Origin of the sequence: Ralstonia sp. NFACC01 (assembly GCF_900115545.1) — a bacterium.
Taxonomy (GTDB): Bacteria; Pseudomonadota; Gammaproteobacteria; order Burkholderiales; family Burkholderiaceae; genus Ralstonia; species Ralstonia mojiangensis.
This window is the reverse complement of the sequence record NZ_FOWV01000005.1, coordinates 295,133-319,281: the sequence shown is the minus strand read 5'-3', so window position 1 is coordinate 319,281 and position 24,149 is coordinate 295,133. Positions and strand designations below refer to the sequence as shown.

Below are 24,149 nucleotides of genomic sequence, written 5' to 3'. Positions count from 1 at the left end.
TCCTTGTGTGATGCATGTGGGGTGAGAAAAAAAGAACCGGAAAAATCGAAAATTCAAAGGTCCTGCAACCGTGCGGAAATGGACGCCGCCGCCGCAACGGTCATGTCGATCAGGCGCTGCTCCTTGCCGCGCACGCGCGTTGCCGGCGCCATCAACGTTATGGAGCCGAGCGCGTGGCCGGGCAGCCGGAACACCGGCACGCTCACGCCCCAGACGCCGGGGTCGACCTCGCCTTCGGACAGCGCGTAGCCCGCGGCGCGAATGTCGGAGAGTTCAGCTTGCAGTTGCGCCTGGGTGTCGGCATCGATAGCCAGCAGATCGGCGAGGATGGCGCGCGCCGCTGCGGGCGGCATGAAGGCGAGCAACGACTTGGCAGAGGCGCCGGCCAGCAGCGGCACGCCACGCCCTTTTTCGAACGAGCAGCGCAGCGACTGCTGGCTCTCGACCATTTCCAGGCAGACGGCCTGATCCTTGACGGCCACGACCAATCCCACGGATTCGCCCGACTCGGCCACCAGCTTGGCCATGCCGATGCGCGCTTCCTGCACGAGATGCGAGGCGTGGTCGAAACCGAGCGCGAGTTGCAGGCTGATCGGGCCCGGAGCATAGGTGCCGGCCGATTCCAGCACGAAGCCCCAGCGCTTGAGCATCGCCACCTGGCGGTACAGCGTGCTCTGCGGCAGGCCGGTCAGTTCGACCAGCTCGCGCGCGGCAACCGGGCGGCCGTGGCGCGCGATGGTGGCGAGCACCATCAGCACGCGGTCCGAGCCGCTCGTGGCGGCAGCGGGTTGTGCTGGCGAAGCGGCCAAGCCGGGCTCGGTCATCGCGAAACTCCGTCGAGTGATGTTGCGACGGAGAATGCGACGATTTTCTCAATTCATCAATTCAACATTCCCATTCGACGGGAATACATTGCGAATTCGGTATTTACACCTAGGACGCATCGGTCACATTTCCGGCGCCTTCGTCCAATCGCGCTTCGAGAAACGCGACGACGGCGTGGGCGGATGCCTTGCTGCGGCATGTCGTCAGCGCGGCGTAAAGCGGTGCGGCCAGGCCGTTGAGAAAGTCGATGGGCGCTTCCGGACCTTCGGCGAGATAGCGCTGCAAAGCCGAGAAGGCGCCGGCCTGGCTCAGGCGCCAGTCGGCAATCGAGGCCTGCCGTACGTGGCGTGGCGCGAATGGCGTGGCAGGCGCAGGCTGGAGCGGCGGCTTGGGCCTGGACACCGTCGTGATTGGCGCGCGGCTTGCGACATAACCCTCGACGATCAGACGCGCGAGGTCCTGGGCGCGGTCGTCAATGTCGGGGCCGGCGCTGCTCAACTGCGCCAGGATGTCCGCCGCGCAACGCTCGCCATTGACCAGCAGCAGGATCGCCCGCTGCCGATGCGTGACGTGCCCGCTGCGCGTTTGCAGCTCCTGCGTGCCGCGCTCCGTGCGCGACAGGATATGGCTCAGATCCACCGTCCCCTCCCTTGTTTTTTATGTGTCTGTTCGATGAGAGGCCAGTCTAGAAAAACCTGGCGCGACGCGGACCATTTGAACGCAGCTCGGCGCGCGATACCGACTATCACGTGCGCTGGATTGCGTTCGCGCGGACGACCGACATGGCGATCGATCATCAAATCTGGATTGAAACCAGATCGACTCACAAGCCCTTTATCGTCTGCGATTGGAAATCTACAGTGCAGCGCTTCACCACCAACGGAGTCCACCATGCTTATCCGCCCCGCCCTGCTCGCCGCCGCCGTGCTGACGCTGTCCGCCCTCGCAATGGCACCGGCAGCCATTGCGTCAACGTCCGATGCTGATCTCATTCGCGCGGACCACGTCGCCGCGCCCGACACGCCGCAGGCTGCAGCCGCCGTGCTGGCCGCACGTCGCTACGCCACCTTCTGGCATACCGGCGATGCGCGCTATGCCACGCAGGCCCTGTCGCCCGCGTTTGTCGACCGCACATTGCCCGCCGGACGCGTGCAGGGCACGCAAGGCCCGCTCGATGCATCCAAGGCGTTCCGCACAGCGGTGCCCGACATGCGCGTGGAGATTGAAGACATGGTCGTTGCCGGCGACCGCGTTTCGGTTCACCTGCGCTTTCGCGGACACTTCACCGGAGAGTTCGGCCGCACGCACGGGCAGAACCAGCCGATCGACTTCCAGGCCTTCGACCTGTACCGGATTGCCGACGGCAAGATCGCCGAAAACTGGCATCTGGAAGACAACCAGACGCTGCTGCGGCAGATGGGCCTTCAACCGTAATCCACACGGCTTCATTAACGCCCATTAACAGCTCAACTCCCTGCTCCCGCTATGCTTCGGCCCAGCTTGCAGACCGCCTGGCGGCTGCCAAAGCGTCAGAAGAATCGAGCCAATCAACACACAAGAAAATCTTCGGGAGAAGCACATGGGAAAGGGGTTTCAAGGCGCGCTGCGCGCCTGGGCGGGCGCGCTCGCCTGCGCGGCGGTGCTGGGTGCGATGGGAGCGATGGGTGCTACGGCAGCCCACGCGCAACAGGCCAGCGATCCGCAACAGGAAATGAAGCAGGCCTGGGCCGCCGCCAAGGCCGCTGCGAAGGTCGGCCCCACTTCGATCGAACTGCGTGACCAAGCCACGCTCAAGATCGGCAAGGACGAGGTGTTCATCCCGCAGCCGGCTGCCGGGCAGCTCATGCACGCCATGGGCAACAGCAACAACCCCGACATGCTCGGCCTGATCATGCCCACCAGCGACGATGACGAATGGATGGTCGTCGCCAAGTACGAAGCCTCGGGCTACATCAAGGATGACGACGCCCGCGACTGGAACGTCGACGATCTGTACAAATCGCTCAAGGAAGGCACCGCCGCCGCCAACGAAGAGCGTGAGAAGCGCGGCATCCCCGCACTGGAAATCCAGGGCTGGGTCGAGCGTCCGCACTATGACGCCGCCACGCACCGTCTCATCTGGTCGATGGCTGCGCGCTCCAAAGGCCAGCCGGCCGACGATCCGGGTGCGGTCAACTACAACACCTACGCACTGGGCCGCGACGGCTACATCAGCCTGAACCTGATCACCGGCCGCAACCACGTCGACGCCGACAAGCCCGCCGTGCAAAAGCTGCTCGCCGATCTCGATTTCAAAGACGGCAAGCGCTACACCGATTTCAACGCGAAGACCGACAAGGTGGCCGAGTACGGCCTGGCCGCGCTGGTCGGTGGCATCGCCGCCAAGAAGCTGGGCCTGTTCGCGGTGATCGCCGCGTTCCTGGCGAAGTTCGCCAAGGTGGCGATCCTGGCGGTGGCAGGCTTTGGCGCCGCCATCGCCAAGTTCTTCAAGCGCAAGCCGAGCGCATAAGCCGTGGCCAAGCTGCTGATTCTGCTGTTTTCCGGGCTGAAGTTCGGCAAGCTGCTGACCACCGGCGGCACGATGCTGCTGTCGGTGGCCGCCTATGCCTTCGTGTTCGGCTGGCGCTATGCGGTGGGCTTCGTGGTGCTGCTGTTCATCCACGAGATGGGCCACTTCATGGCGGCACGCCAACGCGGGCTGGCGGTGGGGGCGCCCACCTTCATCCCGTTCGTGGGCGCATGGATCGACCTGAAAGAGCAGCCGATGGATGTGGAAACCGAGGCCCATATCGGCTTGGCCGGGCCCGTCGCCGGCACGGTGGGCGCGATGCTCTGCTACGGGCTCGCACGCTACACCGAAAGCCAGTTGCTGCTTGCGCTGGCCTACGCCGGCTGCTTCCTCAACCTGTTCAACCTGATCCCGCTCTCACCGTTTGACGGTGGACGGATTACGGCGGTGCTGTCGCCGCGCATCTGGTTTCTGGGCGTGCCGGTGCTGGTGGCGCTGTTCGTCTGGCGGCCGAGTCCGATCCTGATCCTGATCGCTGTGCTGGCCGTGCCGCAGTTGATGAAGGCGTGGCGCTACGACCCGCATGCGCCGGAAAACCGCGCGTATTACAGCATCTCGAACGAATCTCGCCTGACCTACACGGTGTATTACATCGGCCTGGTCGTCTTTCTGGCGATGATGAGCCACGAATTGCACGACATGCTCGGCAGCGTGCGCGCATAAAAAAACCTCCGCTTGTGCGGAGGTTCTTTCTGGATCGCCGGAGCGATTCGTCTTAGGCGAAGTTCTTGGCAACGAAGTCCCAGTTGACCAGGTTCCAGAACGCCTCGACGTACTTCGGACGGGCGTTGCGGTAGTCGATGTAGTAGGCGTGTTCCCACACGTCGCAGGTCAGCAGCGGCTTCGCGTCGGTCGTCAGCGGCGTGGCGGCGTTCGAGGTCGACACCAGATCCAGCGAGCCGTCGGCCTTCTTCACCAGCCAGGCCCAGCCCGAACCGAACGTGCCGATGGCCGTCTTGGTGAACTCTTCCTTGAACTTGTCGAAGCCGCCCCACTTGGCGTTGATGGCGTCAGCCAGCGCGCCGGTCGGTGCGCCACCGCCTTGCGGCTTCAGGCCGTTCCAGTAGAACGTGTGGTTCCAGACCTGTGCGGCGTTGTTGAACACGCCACCCGAGGACTTCTTGACGATGTCTTCGAGGCTCAGGTTCTCGAACTCGGTGCCCTTGATCAGGTTGTTCAGGTTCGTGACGTAGGTCTGGTGGTGCTTGCCGTAGTGGAACTCCAGCGTTTCCTTGGAGATGTGCGGCGCCAGAGCGTCTTGGGCGTACGGCAACGGGGGGAGCGTGTGTTCCATTGTTCTTGCCTTCTGTGGGTTGTACAGGTTGGGAGCGACGATTGTAGGAGACTTGCAAAACCGGCGCAAACCGCATGCCAAATAGTCGGAATACCCGCTAAACGCGTGCGGAATCGCGATCGTTGCCGCTATCAGGTCATGCGCCGGTCACAGTTCGAGCTTCGGTTGCACCCGGGCGATTTCGATATCGGCCGTGCCTAACGCCAGCCGGGCCTCGATGCGCGCCCGGGCATGCAGTGCGTTCGGATCGCGAATGGCGTGGCCCTTGGCATCGAGCAGCACCGCATAACCACGCTCCAGCGTGCGCTGCGGCGCCAGCAGTTCCAGCCCGCTGTGCTGACGGGCCAGACGCTCCTGCGCGCGGGCCAGCCTGTCTCGCATGACGCGTGCCAGCGTCGCTTCGGCTTGCTGCAGGCGCGTGCGCTCTCGCGTGGCGTCGGGGCGGGCTGCGGCCAGGCGCATCGTCAGCAGACGTCGGAGATGTTCCGCGCGCTGCACGCGGCCGGTGAGGGCAAAACGCAGACGGCCCTCCAGATGGGCGAGTTGCGTGCGGCGTTCGCGCATCTGCGCCTGCGGGCTGCGCAGGCGGCGCGCGAGCCAATCGACGGTCTGCGCGCGGCGATCGAGCTGGCGGCGGAACTGTGCGGAGAGCGCATCCCAGTCGCGCCCCACATCGCGCAGCATGCGGGCACGGTCGGGGCTGACGAGTTCGGCGCCCGCGGTGGGCGTGGGTGCCCGCACGTCGGCCACAAAGTCGACGATGGTCACATCTGTTTCATGCCCGACGCCCGCCACGATGGGAATGTCCGATGCGGCCACCGCGCGCGCCACCGGCTCTTCGTTGAAGGCCCATAGGTCTTCAATGCTGCCGCCGCCCCGACACAGGATGACCACGTCGACCTCTGCCCTGGCATTGACCCGCTCCAGCATGGCAGCGATGCGCTCTGACGCACCGGCGCCCTGCACCGGCACGGGATAGACCACCACCGGCACATGCGGAGCGCGCCGGCGCAGCGTGGTCAGCACGTCGCGCAAGGCCGCCGCCTGCAGCGACGTCACCACGCCAATCGCACGCGGATGCCGCGGCAAGGGGCGTTTGCGGTCGGCTTCGAACAAGCCTTGCGCCTCCAGCGCGGCCTTCAGCCGCAGGAAAGCCTCGTACAGATTGCCCAGGCCAGCCCGGCGGATGGCTTCAACGCTCAATTGCAATTCGCCGCGCGCTTCGTACAGCGTGACCAGCGCGCGCACTTCGACGGCCTCGCCTTCGCAGGGGGTGAAATCGGCGTACTGGTTGCGACCCTTGAACATCACGCAGCGGATCTGCGCGCCCGCATCCTTGAGTGAGAAATACCAATGTCCGCTAGCCGCGCGCGTGAAGTTGGAAATCTCGCCCCGCACCCAACCCAGCGGAAAGTTGCGTTCAAGCAGCCCCGCAATGCGGCGGTTGACGTCGCTGACGGTGAGCACGTCCTGCGAGCCCCGACCCGGTACAGACGCAGCGGCTGGTGTGGCCGACATCTCAGGGGGGGATGCGGGCGTGGGTGCGGTGGCATCTATCCAAAATGGGCGGCGGGAGGACGGCGGCGGGGTCATAAGTGGTGCGAGGAGCGCAAAACAATGAGGCTTTGGGGCGACTTCTACCTTGAATAGGGGAGGCAATAGACGCTGAGCGGGCTACCTGTCCACAGCATAACGTGGTTGTCAAGCTTGACAGAGGCCGGGTGACTCGCTCTCTGCATTTTGACGCAACCCCTTGATTTTTATGAAAAATCCATTCATGTCAAAATTTCAGCAGCGCAAGTAATTTCGTTCTGCGTCAAGCATTTAGCGCAGGCGCCCCAAGGATGTTCACAAAGTTATCCACAGCGGCGCTGGAAAACCGTGGTGTGACGCCTGGGCAGTGGATAAATCGGCCGTCGATTCTCACACGTTCGGGCCGCGCATCCCAATTTTTTCGGGTGAAACCCCGCTGCACAATTTTTAAGCGACGCCTCGAACACCCTTTTGAATCAGTCACTTAAGGTGCTTGTCCGGGCAATGTCCACAGCCCGTCCACAAGACTGTCCCGTGTGGGTGTGGATTTCCTCGCGCTTTTTCGAGGCGCCTCCTCGTTTTTCTCCGGATCCACGCAAAAAACCCTGGTTGCTTCATTTTTGAGCACATCATTGGACTTCCTTTTGGATCAAGCACTTAACGTACTTGTTGGGGCAATGTCCACAACCCATCCACACAACTGTCCCGCAGGCGTGGGGATTACGCGCCGTTTTACCGGATCAGAAAGCGCTTGTTCACGGATTGCCCCCCAAAATGCCGTTTGCATATTTTTTAAGCACGGCCCCGAACTCCCTTTCGCATCAAGCACTTAGTTTGCTTGTTCGGGCAATGTCCACAACCCGTCCACAAGACTGTCCCGCGCGGCTGTGGATTGTGCGGCCAGCATCTTTCGTGACAACGCGTTGACCATTGTCTGCGCATGTCGCGATGCCACGCCATCGTGTTGCCGTGGCAGGTCCGACGCGCTAGAGTGCTGCCTGTTTTTGCCGCAACGGACAGCGTTCGGGGACGCGGACGGCACAAGCAGCAAACCAGAACAGAATCACACTCCTTCCACAACGACAAAACGGGTTGTCCAGTGTTTTCCATCATTCAAGCCGCCGGCTGGCCGATCTGGCCGCTATTGATCGCCTCGGTGCTCGCACTCGCGCTCATCATCGAACGCTTCGTCGCCTTGCAACGCAAGAAGATCATTCCGCCCAAGGTGTATGACGAGGCGCTGGCCGTCGCGCATCAGCGCCGCGCCACCCCAGAAGTGGTGAACACGCTGGAACAGGGCTCGCCGCTGGGCCGGCTGCTGGCCGCTGCGCTGCGCCATGTGGTGCTGCATCCGAACACCACTCGCGATGCCGCCAAGGAAGTGGTGGAGGAAGCCGGCCAGAACGTGGCGCACCGCCTGGAGCGCTATCTGAACGCGCTCGGCACGATTGCCTCGGTGGCGCCGCTGATGGGCCTGTTCGGCACGGTGGTCGGCATGATCGAGATCTTCGGCAGCCAGACCGCCGCGGGCACAAACCCGCAGGCGCTGGCGCACGGTATCTCGGTCGCGCTGTACAACACGGCGCTGGGCCTGGTGGTGGCCATCCCCACACTGATCTTCTGGCGCTACTTCCGTGGCGTGGTCGATAACTACGTGGTCGAGCTGGAGCATCTCTCCACCACGTACCTCGACGCGATCCTGCCGCCGCGGCGCGGCTGATCCGGGCAACGCCCTACTGGAAACAGCCATGCGCTTCCGCCCGCGCCGTGCCCGCGAAGAGCCGGAGATCAACCTGATCCCGCTGATCGACGTGCTGCTCGTGATTCTCATCTTCCTGATGATCACGACCACGTATTCCCGTTACACCGAACTGAAGGTCAACCTACCCACCGCCGAGGCCGAAAAGGCCACCGAGCGCCCAGGTCAGATCGTCGTGTCCGTCACTGCCAACGGCGTCTACTCTGTCGACAAGCAAGTGCTCGACACGCGCGATGTCACCAGCCTGGCCGACGCCCTGCGCAATGCCGCAGGCAAGGCCGGCGGCCCTGAGCCCATCGTCATCGTCAACGCCGATGCGCAGGCCGCGCACCAGGCGGTGGTGAATGTCATGGAAGCCGCACGTGTGGCCGGTCTCTCGCACCTGACCTTCGCCACGCAAACCGGCAACGCCCGCTAAGAGACTGCCTCTAAATCACAATCACGCCGAATGCCCGTCGCCCAGCACCGTTTCGCCAGCTTCGTCACCCGCCAATGGCAGCAACGTGGCTGGTTTGCGTGGGTGATGTGGCCGCTGTCGTGGCTGTTTGGTGGGGTGAGCGCCCTGCGCCGGCTGCTGTTCCGCACGGGCGTGCTGCGCTCGGTGCAACTGCCGATGCCGGTGGTGGTGATCGGCAACGTGACGGTGGGCGGAGCCGGCAAGACGCCCGCCGTGATTGCGCTGGCGTCGGCGCTGGCTGAAGCCGGCCTGCGGCCGGGCATCGTCTCGCGCGGCTACGGTGCGCAACTGAAGCATCCGCGCCCTGTGCGCGAACACTCCCGCGCAGAAGACGTCGGCGATGAACCACTGCTCGTCGCCCGCGCCACCGACCTGCCGGTGTGGGTCTTCCCCGACCGCGTGCTGTGCGCGCAGACGCTGCTGGCCTCGCACCCGGGCTGCAACGTGATCGTCTGCGACGACGGCCTCCAGCACTATCGCCTGCGCCGCGATATCGAAATCATCGTGTTCGACACGCGCATGGGCGGCAACGGCTTCCTGCTGCCCGCCGGCCCGTTGCGCGAGCCGATGACGCGCCGCCGTGACGCCACGCTCATCAACGACCCGAACTACCGCGCCACGCCCGACCGCCCGGACGTCTTCGGCATGCACCTCGAGCTGCAGGACACCTACAACCTGGCCGACCCGGCGCTGCGTCGCCCGCTCGCCCAGTTCGCACGCATCGAAGGCGGGCAATTGCTGGCCGCGGCCGGCATCGGCAACCCCGAGCGATTCTTCGCATCGCTGCGCGCCGCCGGCCTCAAGCCGAGCACGCTGCCGTTGCCCGATCACTACGATTTCGCCAACAGCCCCTTCACCGACAGCCACGCCGAGGTCATCCTGATCACCGAAAAGGATGCCGTAAAATGCGGCCATCTCGACGACCCGCGCATCTGGGTGGTGCCGACCACACCGGTGGTCGACGCGGCGCTGGTCGAACAGGTCTGCCAGCGCGTGCGCGCCCTGGCCGATCGCGCAACGCTCAAGGCAAGCGCACAATAACGCCACCCTTCCGCTGTACCGGCGCGCCGCCCTACCTTTTGAGCGGCCGCCACGGAGCCTCTACCGCCATGGACAATCGCCTGCTGGAAATCCTCGTCTGCCCGTTGTGCAAGGGCACGCTGCAACACGACCGCGCCAACAATGAACTGATCTGCCACGTCGACAAGCTGGCCTACCCGATCCGCGACGGCATCCCGGTCATGCTGGCTGACGAAGCGCGCCAGACCGTGGAAGGCACGCCGGTCGACCCGGCCTGATACGAAGGTCGCCGCCATGTCGCACGCGCCGTTCATCGCTGTCATTCCCGCGCGGCTGGCGTCCACGCGGCTGCCCAACAAACCGCTGGCCGATATCGACGGCAAGCCGATGGTGGTGCGCGTGGCTGAACGCGCGCATCAGTCATCCGCCGCACGCGTGGTGGTCGCCACCGATGCCGCGTCGGTCGCCGACGCCTGCATGCAGCATCACGTGGAAGCCGTGCTCACGCGCGCCGACCACGCCTCCGGCACCGACCGCCTCGCCGAAGTGGCCACCGTGCTGGGCCTGCCCGACGACGCCATCGTCGTCAACGTGCAAGGCGACGAACCGCTGATCGCACCGACGCTGATCGACAACGTGGCCGCGCACCTGCGCGATCACCCCGACTGCGCCATCGCCACCGCTGCCCACCCCATCCACGACCCGGCCGACATCTTCAACCCGAACGTCGTCAAAGTCGTGCTGGACGCTGCCGAGCGCGCACTGCTGTTCTCGCGCGCGCCGCTGCCCTGGGCGCGCGACACGTGGACGCCCGCCGTCATGGCGCGGTCCGTTGCGGAGCGCCCGCTGCCGTCCATGCCCGTGCTGCGCCATATCGGCATCTATGCGTACCGCGCCGGATTCCTGCGCCGCTTCCCGCAATTGGCCGCCGCCCCCATCGAACAGACGGAGCAGTTGGAGCAGCTGCGCGCCATGTGGCACGGCGAACGCATTGCCGTGCTGACCACCGATGACGCTCCCGCCGCCGGTGTCGACACCCCCGAAGACCTCGCCCGGGTTCGTGCTGCCTGGGGCGAACTCCTGGCCCAGGACGGCCCCTGAAGCCGCGATTTCTCTGAACTTTGCGCGCGGGGCTGCCAAAACCCCGGCCCCGCCATGGCATAATCGCGAGGACGACAAGCCGCATGACGGCGCCCACGCAGGCGCCACAGCGGCGACAGGGAGACAAATCGAGCCATGGGTGCCGCCGTCCGGCGGACGCCTGATTCCCCAGAGTCCGGTAAGGCTGGCGTCAACTTCGCCCGCTAGGCTGCCTGTTTGCGTCGATTGCGTCGCCATGGCTTGATCATCAGGCGTATTGGGAATCCGCCCTCTCGGACCGATTCCCAACGCGCTTTATACGGCCTGACAGCGCGACAGGATTCGAAAACTTGAGGAACTCGTCACCATGCGGTTGATTCTGTTGGGCGCGCCCGGCGCCGGCAAAGGTACGCAAGCCAAATTCATCTGCGAAAAGTTCGGCATTCCGCAGATCTCCACCGGCGACATGCTGCGCGCGGCTGTCAAGGCAGGTACCCCGCTGGGTATTGAAGCGAAGAAGGTAATGGATGCCGGCGGCCTGGTGTCGGACGACATCATCATCGGCCTCGTAAAGGACCGCCTGCAACAGCCTGACTGCAAGAACGGCTACCTGTTCGACGGCTTCCCGCGCACCATTCCGCAAGCGGAAGCCATGAAAGATGCCGCCGTGGCAATCGACTACGTGCTGGAAATCGACGTGCCGTTCGACGCCATCATTGAGCGCATGAGCGGCCGCCGCGTGCACGTGGCATCCGGCCGCACGTACCACGTCAAGTACAACCCGCCCAAGACCGAAGGCGTGGACGACGAAACCGGCGAACCGCTCATCCAGCGCGACGACGACAAGGAAGAGACCGTGCGCAAGCGCCTGGACGTGTATGAAAACCAGACGCGTCCGCTGGTGGATTACTACTCGCAGTGGGCCGCCAACGGCAATGGTGCCGCCAAGATTGCGCCGCCGAAGTACCGCAAGATCAGCGGCATGGGCAACGTGGACGAAATCACGGCCCGCGTATTCGGTGCCCTGCAGGACTAAGCGCACCTCACAAATACCCGCCAGGAAAAAGGCGCCTCGATCATGAGGCGCTTTTTTTTGGACGATCGCTGGCCGCTTCGCGCTACCATATGACGTTGACGTAAACGTCAAGTAACTCGCAATCCACAAACGAGGAGACACGGCATGGAGATTCGCGATCAGGTATTCATCGTTACCGGCGGCGCGTCGGGACTGGGCGCAGGTACGGCACGGATGCTGGCCGAAGCCGGCGGCAAGGTGGTGATTGCCGACCTGAACGAGGCCGCCGGCACCGCGCTGGCGCAGGAACTGCGCGGCCGCTTCGTGCGCTGCGATGTCACGTCTGAAACGGATGGCCAAGCGGTGGTGGACGCCGCCACGTCGCTGGGCACGTTGCGCGGGCTGGTGAACTGCGCGGGTATCGCTACGGCGTCGCGCACGGTGGGCAAGACGGGGCCGCACCCGCTGGACCAATTTGCACGCGTGATCAACATCAACCTGATCGGCACGTTCAACATGATCCGCCTGGCCGCGACGGCCATGGCCGGCAACACACCCAATGCCGGCGGCGAGCGCGGCGTGATCATCAACACGGCATCGGTGGCGGCATTTGACGGGCAGATTGGTCAGGCGGCCTACGCGGCGTCAAAGGGCGGCGTGGTGGCGATGACGCTGGCGATTGCACGTGACCTGTCGCGCGACGGCATCCGCGTGATGACCATTGCACCGGGCATTTTCGAGACACCGATGCTGCTCGGCATGCCGGCGGAAGTGCAGGACGCGCTGGGCAAGATGGTGCCGTTTCCGCCGCGCCTCGGTAAGCCGGCAGAGTATGCGCAACTCGCGCGCGCGATCGTCGAGAACCCGATGCTCAATGGCGAAACCATCCGCCTGGATGGCGCCATCCGCATGCAGCCGAAATAAGCGCGGTCAGGTGGTTAGGCGGCTGGCAGCGCCATCCGGCGGATCATCTGCCACGCTGCCTCGGCCGCCGGCGAGAGCGACCTGTCATGCCGCCGCGCCAGCACAATGGCGCGCGTCTCCTTGGGCGACAGCGGCACCGCCACCAATGGCGACGACGACGGTAGCGGCAACGACAGCGACGGCACGACGCCCGCGCCGATGCCCGCTTCCACCATGCCAAACACGGCGCTGCTGTGACCCATCTCCTGCGCAACGTCAGGGTGAACGCCGTGGCGCAGGAAGATGCGGTCGATAAGCGGGCGACTGCCCGAGGCGTGATCGAGCAGGACGACCGCTGTGCGATGCAGATCTTTCCACCGCACGCTGCTGCGCTGCGCGAACGGGTGATCCTTGCGGCAGACGAGGCAAAACGGATCGATCAGCAGCGGCTCGGTCCACAGGCCTTCGGTATCGAGCGGCTCCACCACCACACCGAAATCTGCTCCGCCCGTGCGGATCAATTGCAGCGTATCGACCTGCACGGAGTCACGCACGATCATGCGGATATCCGGATAGCGCACCGCGCACTCCGCCACGTACACCGGCATCAGACGTGTCGACACGGTCGGGCTGGATGCCACCACCACCCGCCCGCGCCGCTGCTCGCTCACCTGGCGCGCCTGCTGCAACGTGTCGTCGAGGTCGGCCACGAGGCGGTCGAGCGCCGTCGCCAGCGAGCGCCCCACTTCCGTCAGCACGACTTCGCGGGTGGTGCGGTCGAGCAACTTCAAGCCCAGTTCGCCTTCCAGTTCGGAAATCGAGCGGCTCACCGCCGGCTGTGTCAGGCCGATGGTGTCGCCGGCGCGACTGAAGCTGTGCGCACGTGCCACCGCAAGAAAGACGCGCAACTGGCGCAGGGTCACATTCATGCTAACGACGTATGAATTGATTCGATCAATGCATTTGTATTCTAGATAGGGATGTTGTGCAATAGCGTCTATCCCGCCATCCAACCCGCGCCGTCACGTAACGGTGACTGCGCACGCACATGAAGATTCCGCTTCTGTCTCCGTTGTTGTCCCATATCGACGGGTTCATTCGCGCCATGCTGGTGATGGTCGCGCTGGCCCTGTTCTTCCCCGCGCTTGGCGCGAGCGAAGGTCCGCTGCGGCTGGACATCGTCACCATCGTCGGCGTGTCGCTGGTGTTCTTCCTGCACGGCGCGGCGCTCTCGCGCGAGAAAATCGTCGAAGGCGCGCGCAACTGGCGCCTGCATTTGTTCGTGCAGAGCTGCACCTTCATCCTGTTTCCGCTGATTGGCGCGGTCATCCTGTTTGTGTGCAAGCCGTTCATTCCGGCTGAGCTGCTGTTGGGCGTGTTCTATCTGTGCGCGCTGCCGTCCACGGTGTCGTCGTCGGTGGCGATGACGGCCATGGCCAAGGGCAACGTGCCGGCCGCCATCTTCAACGCGACCATCTCAGGGCTGATCGGCATGATCGCCACGCCGCTGCTGATGAGCTTCGTGATCAAGGCGTCGGGCGCGGACCTGTCGGTCGGCAAGGCGCTGCTGGGCGTGGCCGAGCAACTGCTGCTGCCCTTCGTGCTGGGCCAGTTGCTGCGCCCGGTCATCGGCGGGTTCATCAACAAGCACAAGGCGATCATCAACAAAGTCGACCGCGCGGTGATCCTGCTGATCGTGTTCAACTCGTTTGCCGATTCGACGCATGCGGGTGTGTGGTCGAAGTATCCGTGGGAGACCATCGTGGCGGTGGCCATCATGAGCGGTGCACTGCTGTTCGTCGTGCTGGGTGCGACGACATGGCTGTCACGGCGCGCAGGCTTCAATCTGGCCGACGAGATCACCGCCGTGTTCTGCGGCTCGAAGAAGAGCCTGGCGAACGGCGTGCCGATGGCGAAGATCCTGTTTGCCGGCAACCCCGCGCTCGGCCTCATCGTGCTGCCGCTGATGATCTATCACCAGTTGCAGTTGATCGTATGCTCGACGCTGGCGCGCAGGTATGCGGATCGCGTTGCCCACGCGGAGGCTGGCGCTGGCGCCCCGGCCAGCCGCCTGGCTTGATCAGCGCAAGCCCATCAGACCCGCAAGTTCCGCTTCCGGCCAGTGGTAGGTGCGCACCCAGGCGTACCCGCCATCGGCCGTCTCCAGCCAATCCCGGCTGACCGGCACACCGCCCAGGGCTTCGTAGAAGCCGACCGCGGCGGTGTTCGCCTCGTACACCAGCAGATGCAACTGTGTGATGCCCTGGGCCGCGGTCCAGCGCGCCGCTTCGCCCATCAGGCGCTTGCCGACGCCATGGCCGCGTGACGCCGGCAGCAGATGCAGGTTGTCGACGAGCGCACCCCAAGGCGTGCCGTCTTCACGCAGGGTGCAGAGAAAACCAATGGTTTCGCCGTCCAGATCGGCACACCACACGCATTGCCCAGCCACGGGTGCAGTCATGCGTTCATGCCACTTGGCCTGCATCTCTACGTTGGCCATGTCGTCGAGATACGCATCGGACAGGATACCGAGCCCGCGATATGCGCTCTGCCAGCTCCGCGTGTGGATGTCAGCGATGGTGCTGGCGTCAGACGCACCGCCTTCGCGCAGTACGAGCGTCGTCATGCATCAGACGCCCGGGTTGCGCGACAACGGCGGGTTCTTGGCAAAGTAGGCCCGAATGCCGCGCAAGATGGCGTCGGCAAGCTGGTTCTGGTGGCCCAGATCGTTGAGCTTGGCTTCTTCTTCCGGGTTGGAGATGAACGCCGTCTCGACCAGGATGGACGGAATATCCGGCGCCTTGAGCACCGCAAAGCCCGCCTGCTCGACCTGCCCCTTGTGCAGCCGGTTGATGCCACCAATCTGGTCCAGCACCGCCCTGCCGACCTTCATGCTGTCGGTAATCTGCGCGGTGGTCGACAAGTCCAGCAGCACGCGCGTGACCTGCGCGTCTTTCGAGCCGAGATTCGCCCCGCCGATCATGTCCGCAGCGTTTTCCTTGTTGGCGAGCCACTTGGCCTGCGCGCTCGAGGCACCTCGATCGGACAGCACAAACACCGATGCCCCGCGCGCCTCCGGCGAAAGAAACGCATCGGCATGGATGGAGACGAACAGATCCGCCTGCACGCGGCGTGCCTTCTGCACACGCACGCCCAGCGGGACGAAGTAGTCGGAATCGCGCGTCATCATGGCGCGCATGTTGGGCTGGGCGTCGATCTTGGCCTTGAGCATGCGGGCGATCGACAGCACCACGTCTTTCTCGTGCGTGCCGGCACCGCCCGTGGCGCCCGGGTCTTCGCCGCCATGACCCGGGTCGATGGCGACCGTGAGCAGGCGACGCATGCGCGGGCCGTTCGACAGCGCGCGCGGCACCGGTTGCTCGGGAACGATCTCCAGCGGCGGCGTGTTGGGCGCGTTGGCAAGCGTCGACGGAGGGTGCGCAGAGGTCGCCGGCGGTGTCCTGCGCGGCGGCGTGCGGTTGGCAAGCGCCGGGGGCTGCGGCTCTTCGATCGGCGTCTTGATCGGGCTGCCGCCGCTGTTGCGGCGTGCCAGCGCGGCGATTGGATCGTCGTCATCCGACGGTTCTGGCATCGGCGTGCCACCTGACGCGGCAAAGCGCTCCTGCTTGCCCTCGGTGGCCTGCACGAGCTGCATCAGCGGGTCGGGCGGGTTGGTCGGGTACAGGTCGAACACAAGCCGGTTGCGATAGCCGGCAATCGGCAGCAACGTGAACACCTGCGGGTTGACGCTTTCCTTCAGGTCGAACACCAGGCGCACGACGCTCGGCCGGTTCTGGCCCACGCGCACCTGTCGGATGTACGGATCGTTCGGCGCAATCTTGGCCACCAACTCGCGCAACGTCGGGTTCAGGTCGAGCCCGTCGATGTCGACCATCAGGCGATCCGGATCCTTGATGAGCTGATGCGTGGCCTTGAGCGCGACGTCTGATTCGATGGTCACGCGCGTGTAGTCCTCGGCGGGCCACACGCGCACGGCGACGATATTGGCGCCGCGTGCGATCTGCGGGCCCACCAGGCTCAGGATCACCGTGCCTGCGCCGGCCTTCGCCATGCGCGTGAGCCATTGGCGGCGTGCCTGGCTTGGCAGGCTAGGATCATCCGGTTGGTCGGTCGGCAGATGCTTGATCAGCATGGGAACAGGTGTTGCAACGACTGTAGAAGTTGAAGGCCGGTCTGCGTGCGAGCGCTCAGGCGTGCTGCGCGCGGTGCATGCTCAACGCCGTCATCGTAGGTTTCGTGCACAACGTCGACCGATAAAGCGATGTGCAGATCGGGCGTGCCGAGCAGCGCCTGCGCTTTCTCTGGCCATTCGACCAGGCACAGCGCAGGTTCGGCAAAGCAATCGCGGAACCCTGCGTCAGTCCATTCTTCGGGATCGGCAAAGCGGTACAGGTCGAAGTGATAGACCTTTTGCGTGCCCGTAGTTCCGGCAACGTCGTACGGCTCGACCAGCGTATAGGTGGGACTGCGCACGCGCCCGGTATGTCCGAGGCCGCGCAGGATGGTGCGCGAGAGCGTCGTCTTGCCCGCGCCCAGATCACCCGAGAGTTGCACCTGCACAGGTCGCGGGCCCAGCGCCAGCACCGCCTGCGCGAGCGCCGCGCCAAACGCCGACGTGGCCGCTTCATCGACGAGCGAAAGCGTGCGCTCGGCGAGCGGAGAGGTCAGACCAGAAGGCGCTTCAGCAGAGAGCACGGTGGGCATTGCGTACAATTTGGGCATGTCCGCCACCCCCACGTCATCACCAGAAACGAACCTGGATGCACGCTTGCCAGCCGATGCGGCCGGCATGCACGCGCTTGTGGCGCAGATTCGCTCCTGGGGCGCCGAACTCGGTTTCGATGCGGTCCGCATCGCCGATGTCGACCTGTCGCATGCTGAAGAAGGGCTTCAGACATGGCTTGCGCAGGGGTTTCACGGTGACATGGATTATATGGCGAACCATGGCATGCTCCGCGCCCGCCCGGCCGAACTTGTTGCCGGAACGGTACGCGCCATCGTCGCGCGGATGCCGTATCTGCCACATCTGGATAATCCGCGAATGGCCGGCAGCGACTGGCGTGCCGTCGAGTGGGACCGCCTGCGCCGCCCCGAAGACGCCACCGTCTCGCTCTATGCACGCGGCCGCGACTATCACAAGGTGCTGCGCCAGCGCCTGCAAAAGCTGGCAGAGAAGATTGCCGGTGCCGTGGGGCCGTACGGCTTTCGGGTGTTCACCGATTCAGCACCGGTGCTGGAAGTGGCACTGGCTACCAACGGCGGCTTGGGCTGGCGCGGCAAACACACGCTGCTGCTGGACCGCGATGCGGGCTCGATGTTCTTCCTCGGTGAAATCCTCGTCGATCTGCCGTTTCCCGTTGATCCGCCCGTGGAGCCACACTGCGGCAACTGCACACGCTGCATCGACGTCTGCCCCACGCGGGCCATCGTCGCGCCATACACGGTCGACGCACGCCGTTGCATCTCGTACCTGACCATCGAGCACAAGGGCAGCATTCCGGTTGAGCTGCGCGCGGCGATGGGCAACCGCGTCTACGGCTGCGACGACTGCCAGCTCATCTGTCCGTGGAATAAGTTTGCAGTGCCGGCCAACCTGCCCGACTTTGACGTGCGCAACGGGTTGGATGCGGCCACGTTAGCTGAGCTGTTCAACTGGACCGACGCCGAATTCAACCAGCGGTTGGAAGGCAGTCCGATCCGTCGCATCGGCCACGAGCGCTGGCTGCGCAACATTGCCGTGGCGATTGGTAACGCGCTGCGCGGCCCGCTCTCGGATGCCACTCGCACGCAACTGACAGCCGCCCTCCATGCACGCGCAGATGACACCTCGGCGCTCGTCCGCGAACACGTCGCATGGGCGCTCGCCCAATGACGTGAGCACTTCCTGCGGTTGATCACACCCGCGTATGAACATTGTGACGCGCTCTTAATCTAGTTTTTCACGTGGCCTACCGATTGTTTTAAAAACAAAACAACGCGCGTCTAACACAAGCTTGTGAATACCGCTTAAGACTGACGTCGGCAGGGCCTTATACCACCTCGTACGCAAACGCTTGCGCATCAGGGCAGACACTGATTGTTTGCAAATAAAATATCGGGAAAATGGCGGCTTAATCTCAAACCGCTCACTTCGATGTTTTCCGCTCTTGTTCATCTCCGTCGCGCCTTGCAAGTTGCTGTCTGTGCCCGCTCATTCTGGATGGCACGTGCGTGGCGTGGCGGCGTCATGGGCGCGATGCTCTGCGCTGCGTGCGCAAGCCCGGCATGGGCAACGGTGAACGTCGAGGGCGTGCCATTCGATGACGCCGCACGCGTGGCCGGCCACGAACTGCTACTCAACGGCACGGGCCTGCGTTCAGTATTTGTCATCAAGGGCTATGTCGCCGGCTTGTACCTGCCCGAGCGTGCGAAGAACGCGGCGGTCATCCTCGGTATGAAGGGGCCGAAGCGGCTGCAGATCCACCCGCTGCGCGATGTGGGCGCCGATACGTTCATCCACGCGCTGAACGACGGCATCCACCGAAACCAGACGGAAATTCAGTTGCAGAGGCTGGCCAACCGTCTGACGCAGTTGGAAGACGCGATGCGCCAGATTGGCTCCACCAAGCGCGGCGACACCATCAACTTCGACTACGCGCCCGATGCCGGCACCACCATCAGCATCAATGGCGTGGCGCGCACCAAGGCCATCCCCGGCGAAGATTTCTACCAGGCTGTGCTCAGCATCTTCATCGGCAACAGCCCGGTCGACCGCGATCTGAAAAGCGGGTTGCTCGGAACCTGACAATCTGACGATTGGCTTTTCAGGGTTTCCCCGGTTGCCGTGTGGCTGGCGTTTGCCGTTGTGCTATTCAGCAGTTTCCCCACAAGAACGCAGAACGCACACCAAGCTACAAGGAAGAGACGATGACCAAGGGACGACTGATCGCCAGCCTGATCGCCACCGCTGGAACGCTGTTGTGCGGGCCGGCGCTGGCCGACAACTACCCCGCCAAGCCGCTCAAGCTGATCATTCCGTTTCCGCCGGGCGGCACGACGGACATCGTGGGCCGCGGCGTGGCCGACCAGCTTTCCAAGGTGCTGGGCCAGGCCGTGGTGGTGGAAAACAAGGGCGGCGGCGGCGGTTCGATCGGCGCAGATGCCATCGCCAAGGCTGCGCCGGACGGCTACACGATCGGCATCGCCACCGTCTCCACGCATGCCGTCAACCCGGCGTGCAACCCGAAGCTTTCGTACGACCCGCTCAAGGATTTCAAGCCGATCACCAACCTGGCCACCGTGGCCAACGTGATTGCGGTCAACCCAACCTTTCCGGCCAAGAACTACAAGGAGTTTGTCGCGGCGCTGACGGCCAACCCCGGCAAATATTCATTCGCGACATCGGGCACCTGCGGCATCGGCCACATGCTGGGCGAAGAGTTCAAGGTGCTGACCAAAACGCAGATGGTCCATGTGCCATACCGCGGCGCTGGGCCTGCGCTGAACGACGTGCTCGCCAACCAGGTGCCGATCATGGTCGACAACCTGCCCTCGTCCATGCAGTTCATCAAGAGCGGCAAGCTGCGGCCCATTGTGGTGGCGTGGAACAAGCGCATCGATAGCCTGCCCGACGTGCCCACCTTTGCCGAAGTCGGCCTGAAGGACGCAAATGACCCGGCCTGGTACGGACTTGTCGCGCCAGCCGGCACGCCGGACGACATCATCCGCAAGCTCAACGAAGCTTCGGTCAAGGCGCTGAAAGATCCGGGCCTGGTCGATCGATTCCGCGGTGCCGGTGCCGAGCCCGTCGGCAATACGCCGCAGCAATACACGGCCGAGATCAAGCGTGAATTCGACAAGATGCGCACGCTGGTCAAGCAGCAGAACATCAAGCTGGATCAGTAACGCTACCCGCCGGGGGCCTGTGCTAGATTCGCAGGATTGTTTTTAGCGCCGGCCCCTGTCATGCCCCCCCCTTTCGACGCCGTTCTGGAAGCGCCCTTCGGCAAGCTGGGCGTGCGCGTGGCCGACGGCGCCCTGCGTGAACTCGTTTACCTGCCCGATAGCACGCCCATCGTCGATTCATCAGACGCGTTGATCGCCAAGCTGGCCCGCCAGCTCGACGCGTACTACGACAATCCCCGCGCGACCTTCGATATCCCGCTCGCGCCCGCCGGCACGGACTTCCAGCACCGCGTGTGGCAGGTCATCAGCGCCATCCCGTGCGGCAGCGTCATCACCTACGGCACCATCGCGCAACAGATCGGCAGCGTGCCGCGCGCGGTCGGGCAGGCGTGCGGCGACAACTGGTTCCCGATCCTCATCCCTTGCCACCGCGTGGTGAGCGCGTCCGGCATCGGCGGGTTTTCGCACCACACAGATGGCTACCTGCTGAACATCAAGCACTGGCTGCTGCGCCACGAAGGCGTGATGCTGATATGAGAAAGGCTGCACAGAAAGACCCCGAATCCTCGGCCCTGCCGCCACAAAGCGCAGATGCCATCCAACGCTTTTGCGACGCACTGTGGCTGGAGGACGGCCTCGCCCGCAATACGCTCGATGCGTACCGGCGCGACCTGACGCTTTATGCGCATTGGCTGGCCGAGCGCAGCAAGTCCATCACCGAAACCGAAGACGGCGACCTGGCCGATTACTTTGCCGCACGCCACGCCGAGAGCCGGGCATCGTCTGCCAACCGGCGCCGCACCGTGTTCAAGCGCTTCTTCCAGTGGGCGCTGCGCGAGCACGTTGTGAGCACCGATCCGTCGCGACTGCTGCCGACGGCCAAGCAGCCGCCGCGCTTTCCGAAGACGCTGTCTGAAACGCAAGTCGAGGCGCTCATCAACGCGCCCGATGTCGACACGCCGCTCGGCCTGCGCGACCGCGCGATGATCGAACTGATGTATGCGAGCGGGCTGCGCGTGTCGGAAATCGTCGCGCTGAAAACGGTGGAAGTCGGCCTGAATGAAGGCGTGGTGCGCGTGGTCGGCGGCAAGGGCGGCAAGGATCGTCTGGTGCCGTTTGGCGCCGAAGCGGGCGACTGGCTGCGGCGTTATTTACGCGATGGCCGCACGGCGCTGCTCGGCGAGCGCACGGCGGATGCGCTGTTCGTCACCGCGCGCGGAGAAGGCATGACGCGCCAGGCGTTCTGGTATCTCATCAAGCGCTATGCGCTGCTCGCCGATATCCACGCGCCGTTGTCTCCGCATACGCTGCGGCACGCGTTTGCCACGCACCTGCTCAACCACGGCGCAGACTTGCGCGTGGTGCAGATGCTGCTCGGCCACGCGGATATTTCCACCACGCAGATCTACACCCACGTCGCGCGCGAGCGGCTGCGCACGCTGCACGCGCAGCACCATCCGCGCGGATAGTGATCGTTCTTCCCTGCCCCGTATGAGCAAGTCCAAGCACGTTTCCGAGACGCCCGCCACGCAGTACCTCAAGGCGCATGGCGTGGCCTTTACCGAACACACCTACGACTACGTCGACAAGGGTGGCACGACCGAGTCATCCCGCCAACTTGGCGTGGACGAGCACGCCGTCGTCAAGACGCTTGTCATGGAAGACGAGCACGCCAAGCCGCTGATCGTGCTGATGCACGGCGATTGCTCGGTCTCGACCAAGAACCTCGCGCGGCAGACCGGCCGGAAGACCGTGCACCCGTGCAAGCCCGAGGTAGCGCAGCGGCATAGCGGTTACCTCGTCGGCGGCACATCGCCGTTTGGCGTGCGTAAGGCGATGCCGGTGTACGTGGAGGCGAGCGTGCTGGAGCTGGAGCGCATCTACATCAACGGCGGGCGGCGCGGCTTTCTGGTGAGCCTGGCGCCCAGCGTGCTGACGTCGGTGCTGAACGCGCAGCCCGTCAATTGTGCAAACCCCGATTGAAACGAACGCCGCCGCTGGGGCACGCTTGCGGCCACGCTACAATCCCGCAGCCTGATTTCTCACATTCCATATGTCACCAGTCGTCGCAACCGTCATTTTTGCCGTGGCCGCCTACCTGATCGGCTCGATTTCGTTTGCCGTGGTGGTGAGCCGCGCCATGGGTCTGGCAGACCCACGCACCTACGGCTCGGGCAACCCCGGCGCCACTAACGTGCTGCGTTCGGGCAACAAGAAGGCAGCCATCATCACGCTGCTCGGTGATGCGGCCAAGGGCTGGCTGGCGGTGTGGCTGGCGCTATTCCTGGCGCCACGCTTTGGCGTAGATGAGACCGGCATCGCGCTCGTGGTGATCGCCGTGTTCCTGGGCCACTTGTTTCCCGTCTTCCACCGCTTTGCAGGCGGCAAGGGCGTGGCCACGGCGGCGGGCATTCTGCTGGCGCTGAACGTGTGGCTCGGGCTGGCCACGCTGGCTACGTGGCTCATCATCGCCGTGTTCTTCCGCTACTCGTCGCTGGCGGCGCTGGTGTCGGCGGTGTTCGCGCCGTTCTTCTACGTGCTGATGAACGGCTTCGACTGGATTGCCGGGGCGGTTGCGCTGATGGCGGTGCTGCTCATCGCGCGCCACCGTGCCAATATCGCCAAGCTGCTGGCCGGCAAGGAAAGCCGCATCGGCGAGAAGAAAAAGGCCGCTTAATTTCGCAGCTCGGCGCGCACCGAATGCGCGCGCCGATGCTCCCCCGGCGGCCGGCCCGTGTGCCGCCGGATCAACCGCCGGAAGGCGGACATGTCTTGATAGCCGCACTGCTCGGCAATCGTCGTCAGGCTCAGCGTGCTGACTTCCAACAGGTGGCACGCGCGTTCCACGCGCAGCCGGTGCAGCAATTGCAGCGGCGACATCCCCACCGTTTTCGTGAAATGCCGCAACAACGTCCGCTCGCTGGTCGAGGCGACGGCGGCGAGTTTCCCCAGATCAAACGGTTCGTGCAGATGCTGCTGCAGGTAACGCCGGGCGCGCAGCACAACGCTGTCGCGGATGGCCGGTTTGCTGCGCAGCCAGATGCCGATCGCCTCGCCGCGTGAGGGGTGATCGAGCACCGTATTGCCCAGCGTGCGCGCGAGCCGCGCATCAGCCAGCCGTGCAACCACGCGGTGCATGAGCGCCACGCCATGCTCCATGGCCCGCGCCGTGATGACGTTGCCGCTGCTGATGATGGCCTGCGCCGGCACCACCTTCAGACTGGGGAAATTGCCCTGCACCCATCCGGCAATCAGCCACGTGACGGTGAGGCGCTGGCCGGGCGGCAGCACGTCGGCCAGCATCGCCACGCCTGTGAAGGATGACGCTACCAACCGTCCTGCATCCAGATAACGGCGGACCGTGGCGCGTTCCACTTCCAGCAAGGCCAGACGCTGCTCCAGCGTGCCGATGTGGTCGAAATGCAGCGGGGGGACGATCAACGCATCACCAAGCTGCGTGTCCTCTTCCGGTAGTGCGTCACAAGAGCACGCGAGCGTTTCTGCCGCAGCCTGCCAACGCGACGGGTCTCGCGCAATGAGTCGCCAACCGAACACCGGCGTCTTGGCAGCATCGGTCCGCTTGCCCGCCTGCATGGAGGCCAGCGCATTGGCCACGCCAAGCGTGTCGGCAGCGGTCGCCAACGTAGAAAAGGCGACGTCGGGATAGGTCAGCAGGTCGATTCTGGGCATGCACGAGTATAGGCGCGGGCCACAATCCGCGTGGCGATATCGACCCCAATTTTGGCGGGAATACCTCTTTCGAATAGGACCAGCCCGATTGACGATGCG

General features: G+C 64.4%; 27 protein-coding genes. 18 read left to right on the top strand and 9 right to left on the bottom strand.

Features of this window, described 5'->3' with window-relative positions; all coding sequences use genetic code 11:
• Positions 1 to 53 precede the first annotated feature (53 nt).
• On the bottom strand, positions 54 to 824 hold the full coding sequence (locus tag BM136_RS14980) for an IclR family transcriptional regulator (protein WP_092972642.1): 771 nt from the start codon (positions 822 to 824) through the stop codon (positions 54 to 56).
• A gap of 109 nt (positions 825 to 933) precedes the next feature.
• Complete coding sequence (locus tag BM136_RS14975; RefSeq protein WP_092972640.1) at positions 934 to 1,464, bottom strand: hypothetical protein; 531 nt, start codon at positions 1,462 to 1,464, stop codon at positions 934 to 936.
• Positions 1,465 to 1,716: 252 nt separating this feature from the next.
• Between BM136_RS14975 and BM136_RS14970 the strand changes: the two genes are divergently transcribed.
• From BM136_RS14970 to BM136_RS14960, 3 genes are all read left to right on the top strand, one after another.
• Positions 1,717 to 2,259 carry an ester cyclase gene (locus BM136_RS14970; protein ID WP_092972638.1) on the top strand — a complete coding sequence of 181 codons (543 nt, stop codon included), beginning with the start codon at positions 1,717 to 1,719 and terminating at the stop codon, positions 2,257 to 2,259.
• A 145-nt stretch (positions 2,260 to 2,404) separates the two neighbouring features.
• Positions 2,405 to 3,334, top strand: a complete 930-nt coding sequence (locus tag BM136_RS14965; RefSeq protein WP_092972636.1) for a DUF2167 domain-containing protein — start codon at positions 2,405 to 2,407, stop codon at positions 3,332 to 3,334.
• A 3-nt stretch (positions 3,335 to 3,337) separates the two neighbouring features.
• On the top strand, positions 3,338 to 4,057 hold the full coding sequence (locus tag BM136_RS14960) for a site-2 protease family protein (RefSeq protein WP_092972634.1): 720 nt from the start codon (positions 3,338 to 3,340) through the stop codon (positions 4,055 to 4,057).
• Between the two features lie 52 nt (positions 4,058 to 4,109).
• Here the strand turns inward: BM136_RS14960 and sodB are convergent, their stop codons facing one another.
• The gene (sodB, locus tag BM136_RS14955; RefSeq protein ID WP_092972632.1) at positions 4,110 to 4,688 is read right to left on the bottom strand and encodes a superoxide dismutase [Fe]; all 579 of its coding nucleotides are present in this window, start codon (positions 4,686 to 4,688) and stop codon (positions 4,110 to 4,112) included.
• 147 nt (positions 4,689 to 4,835) lie between these two features.
• Positions 4,836 to 6,206, bottom strand: coding sequence for an exodeoxyribonuclease VII large subunit (gene xseA, locus BM136_RS14950; protein WP_368073442.1), 1,371 nt, complete (start codon positions 6,204 to 6,206; stop codon positions 4,836 to 4,838).
• 1,114 nt (positions 6,207 to 7,320) lie between these two features.
• Here xseA and BM136_RS14945 point away from each other — a divergent pair.
• The 7 genes from BM136_RS14945 (at position 7,321) to BM136_RS14915 (ending at position 12,476) form a co-directional block, all read left to right on the top strand.
• On the top strand, positions 7,321 to 7,941 hold the full coding sequence (locus tag BM136_RS14945) for a MotA/TolQ/ExbB proton channel family protein (RefSeq protein WP_045202714.1): 621 nt from the start codon (positions 7,321 to 7,323) through the stop codon (positions 7,939 to 7,941).
• Between the two features lie 28 nt (positions 7,942 to 7,969).
• The gene (locus tag BM136_RS14940) at positions 7,970 to 8,398 is read left to right on the top strand and encodes an ExbD/TolR family protein (protein WP_004631807.1); all 429 of its coding nucleotides are present in this window, start codon (positions 7,970 to 7,972) and stop codon (positions 8,396 to 8,398) included.
• A gap of 30 nt (positions 8,399 to 8,428) precedes the next feature.
• The gene (lpxK, locus tag BM136_RS14935) at positions 8,429 to 9,478 is read left to right on the top strand and encodes a tetraacyldisaccharide 4'-kinase (protein ID WP_092972630.1); all 1,050 of its coding nucleotides are present in this window, start codon (positions 8,429 to 8,431) and stop codon (positions 9,476 to 9,478) included.
• A 68-nt stretch (positions 9,479 to 9,546) separates the two neighbouring features.
• Positions 9,547 to 9,735, top strand: a complete 189-nt coding sequence (locus tag BM136_RS14930) for a Trm112 family protein (protein ID WP_004631803.1) — start codon at positions 9,547 to 9,549, stop codon at positions 9,733 to 9,735.
• Positions 9,736 to 9,751: 16 nt separating this feature from the next.
• Entirely contained in the window at positions 9,752 to 10,558 is an 807-nt protein-coding gene (gene kdsB, locus BM136_RS14925; protein WP_092972628.1) for a 3-deoxy-manno-octulosonate cytidylyltransferase, read from the top strand.
• Positions 10,559 to 10,904: 346 nt separating this feature from the next.
• Entirely contained in the window at positions 10,905 to 11,573 is a 669-nt protein-coding gene (gene adk / locus BM136_RS14920) for an adenylate kinase (RefSeq protein ID WP_092972626.1), read from the top strand.
• Positions 11,574 to 11,717: 144 nt separating this feature from the next.
• Positions 11,718 to 12,476 carry a 3-hydroxyacyl-CoA dehydrogenase gene (locus tag BM136_RS14915; RefSeq protein ID WP_092972624.1) on the top strand — a complete coding sequence of 253 codons (759 nt, stop codon included), beginning with the start codon at positions 11,718 to 11,720 and terminating at the stop codon, positions 12,474 to 12,476.
• 14 nt (positions 12,477 to 12,490) lie between these two features.
• On the opposite strand, the gene BM136_RS14910 is transcribed toward BM136_RS14915, so the two are convergent.
• Positions 12,491 to 13,384: a LysR family transcriptional regulator gene (locus tag BM136_RS14910; RefSeq protein WP_004631794.1), complete on the bottom strand. Its 894-nt coding sequence runs from the start codon at positions 13,382 to 13,384 to the stop codon at positions 12,491 to 12,493.
• A gap of 119 nt (positions 13,385 to 13,503) precedes the next feature.
• Between BM136_RS14910 and BM136_RS14905 the strand changes: the two genes are divergently transcribed.
• Positions 13,504 to 14,535, top strand: a complete 1,032-nt coding sequence (locus BM136_RS14905) for a bile acid:sodium symporter family protein (protein WP_092972622.1) — start codon at positions 13,504 to 13,506, stop codon at positions 14,533 to 14,535.
• Here BM136_RS14905 and BM136_RS14900 read toward each other — a convergent pair whose 3' ends face one another.
• Genes BM136_RS14900 through tsaE form a run of 3 tightly spaced genes read right to left on the bottom strand, consistent with a single transcriptional unit; the run spans position 14,536 to position 17,180 of the window.
• Positions 14,536 to 15,081, bottom strand: coding sequence for a GNAT family N-acetyltransferase (locus tag BM136_RS14900; protein WP_092972620.1), 546 nt, complete (start codon positions 15,079 to 15,081; stop codon positions 14,536 to 14,538).
• A 3-nt stretch (positions 15,082 to 15,084) separates the two neighbouring features.
• The gene (locus BM136_RS14895) at positions 15,085 to 16,608 is read right to left on the bottom strand and encodes an N-acetylmuramoyl-L-alanine amidase (protein WP_092972618.1); all 1,524 of its coding nucleotides are present in this window, start codon (positions 16,606 to 16,608) and stop codon (positions 15,085 to 15,087) included.
• Positions 16,602 to 17,180 (bottom strand): tRNA (adenosine(37)-N6)-threonylcarbamoyltransferase complex ATPase subunit type 1 TsaE, encoded by a 579-nt coding sequence (tsaE, locus tag BM136_RS14890; RefSeq protein ID WP_092973004.1) that lies wholly within the window; start codon positions 17,178 to 17,180, stop codon positions 16,602 to 16,604. Before tsaE ends, BM136_RS14895 begins: the two co-directional genes overlap by 7 nt.
• Positions 17,181 to 17,196: 16 nt before the next feature.
• Between tsaE and queG the strand changes: the two genes are divergently transcribed.
• From queG to plsY, 7 genes are all read left to right on the top strand, one after another.
• On the top strand, positions 17,197 to 18,348 hold the full coding sequence (gene queG / locus BM136_RS14885; RefSeq protein ID WP_092972616.1) for a tRNA epoxyqueuosine(34) reductase QueG: 1,152 nt from the start codon (positions 17,197 to 17,199) through the stop codon (positions 18,346 to 18,348).
• A gap of 261 nt (positions 18,349 to 18,609) precedes the next feature.
• Positions 18,610 to 19,260, top strand: coding sequence for a chalcone isomerase family protein (locus tag BM136_RS14880; RefSeq protein WP_092972614.1), 651 nt, complete (start codon positions 18,610 to 18,612; stop codon positions 19,258 to 19,260).
• 122 nt (positions 19,261 to 19,382) lie between these two features.
• Positions 19,383 to 20,360: a tripartite tricarboxylate transporter substrate binding protein BugE gene (locus tag BM136_RS14875; RefSeq protein WP_092972612.1), complete on the top strand. Its 978-nt coding sequence runs from the start codon at positions 19,383 to 19,385 to the stop codon at positions 20,358 to 20,360.
• 60 nt (positions 20,361 to 20,420) lie between these two features.
• Positions 20,421 to 20,897: a methylated-DNA--[protein]-cysteine S-methyltransferase gene (locus BM136_RS14870; RefSeq protein ID WP_092972610.1), complete on the top strand. Its 477-nt coding sequence runs from the start codon at positions 20,421 to 20,423 to the stop codon at positions 20,895 to 20,897.
• Positions 20,894 to 21,829 (top strand): site-specific tyrosine recombinase XerD, encoded by a 936-nt coding sequence (gene xerD, locus BM136_RS14865; protein WP_092972608.1) that lies wholly within the window; start codon positions 20,894 to 20,896, stop codon positions 21,827 to 21,829. The genes BM136_RS14870 and xerD overlap by 4 nt, the downstream gene beginning before the upstream one ends.
• A gap of 22 nt (positions 21,830 to 21,851) precedes the next feature.
• Entirely contained in the window at positions 21,852 to 22,343 is a 492-nt protein-coding gene (gene ybaK / locus BM136_RS14860) for a Cys-tRNA(Pro) deacylase (RefSeq protein ID WP_092972606.1), read from the top strand.
• A 70-nt stretch (positions 22,344 to 22,413) separates the two neighbouring features.
• Positions 22,414 to 23,037: a glycerol-3-phosphate 1-O-acyltransferase PlsY gene (gene plsY / locus BM136_RS14855; RefSeq protein WP_092972604.1), complete on the top strand. Its 624-nt coding sequence runs from the start codon at positions 22,414 to 22,416 to the stop codon at positions 23,035 to 23,037.
• Here plsY and BM136_RS14850 read toward each other — a convergent pair.
• A complete protein-coding gene (locus tag BM136_RS14850; RefSeq protein ID WP_092972602.1) occupies positions 23,034 to 24,050 on the bottom strand; it encodes a GlxA family transcriptional regulator in 1,017 nt (338 codons plus the stop codon). The two genes, plsY and BM136_RS14850, sit on opposite strands and share 4 nt — an antisense overlap.
• Positions 24,051 to 24,149: the final 99 nt, after the last annotated feature.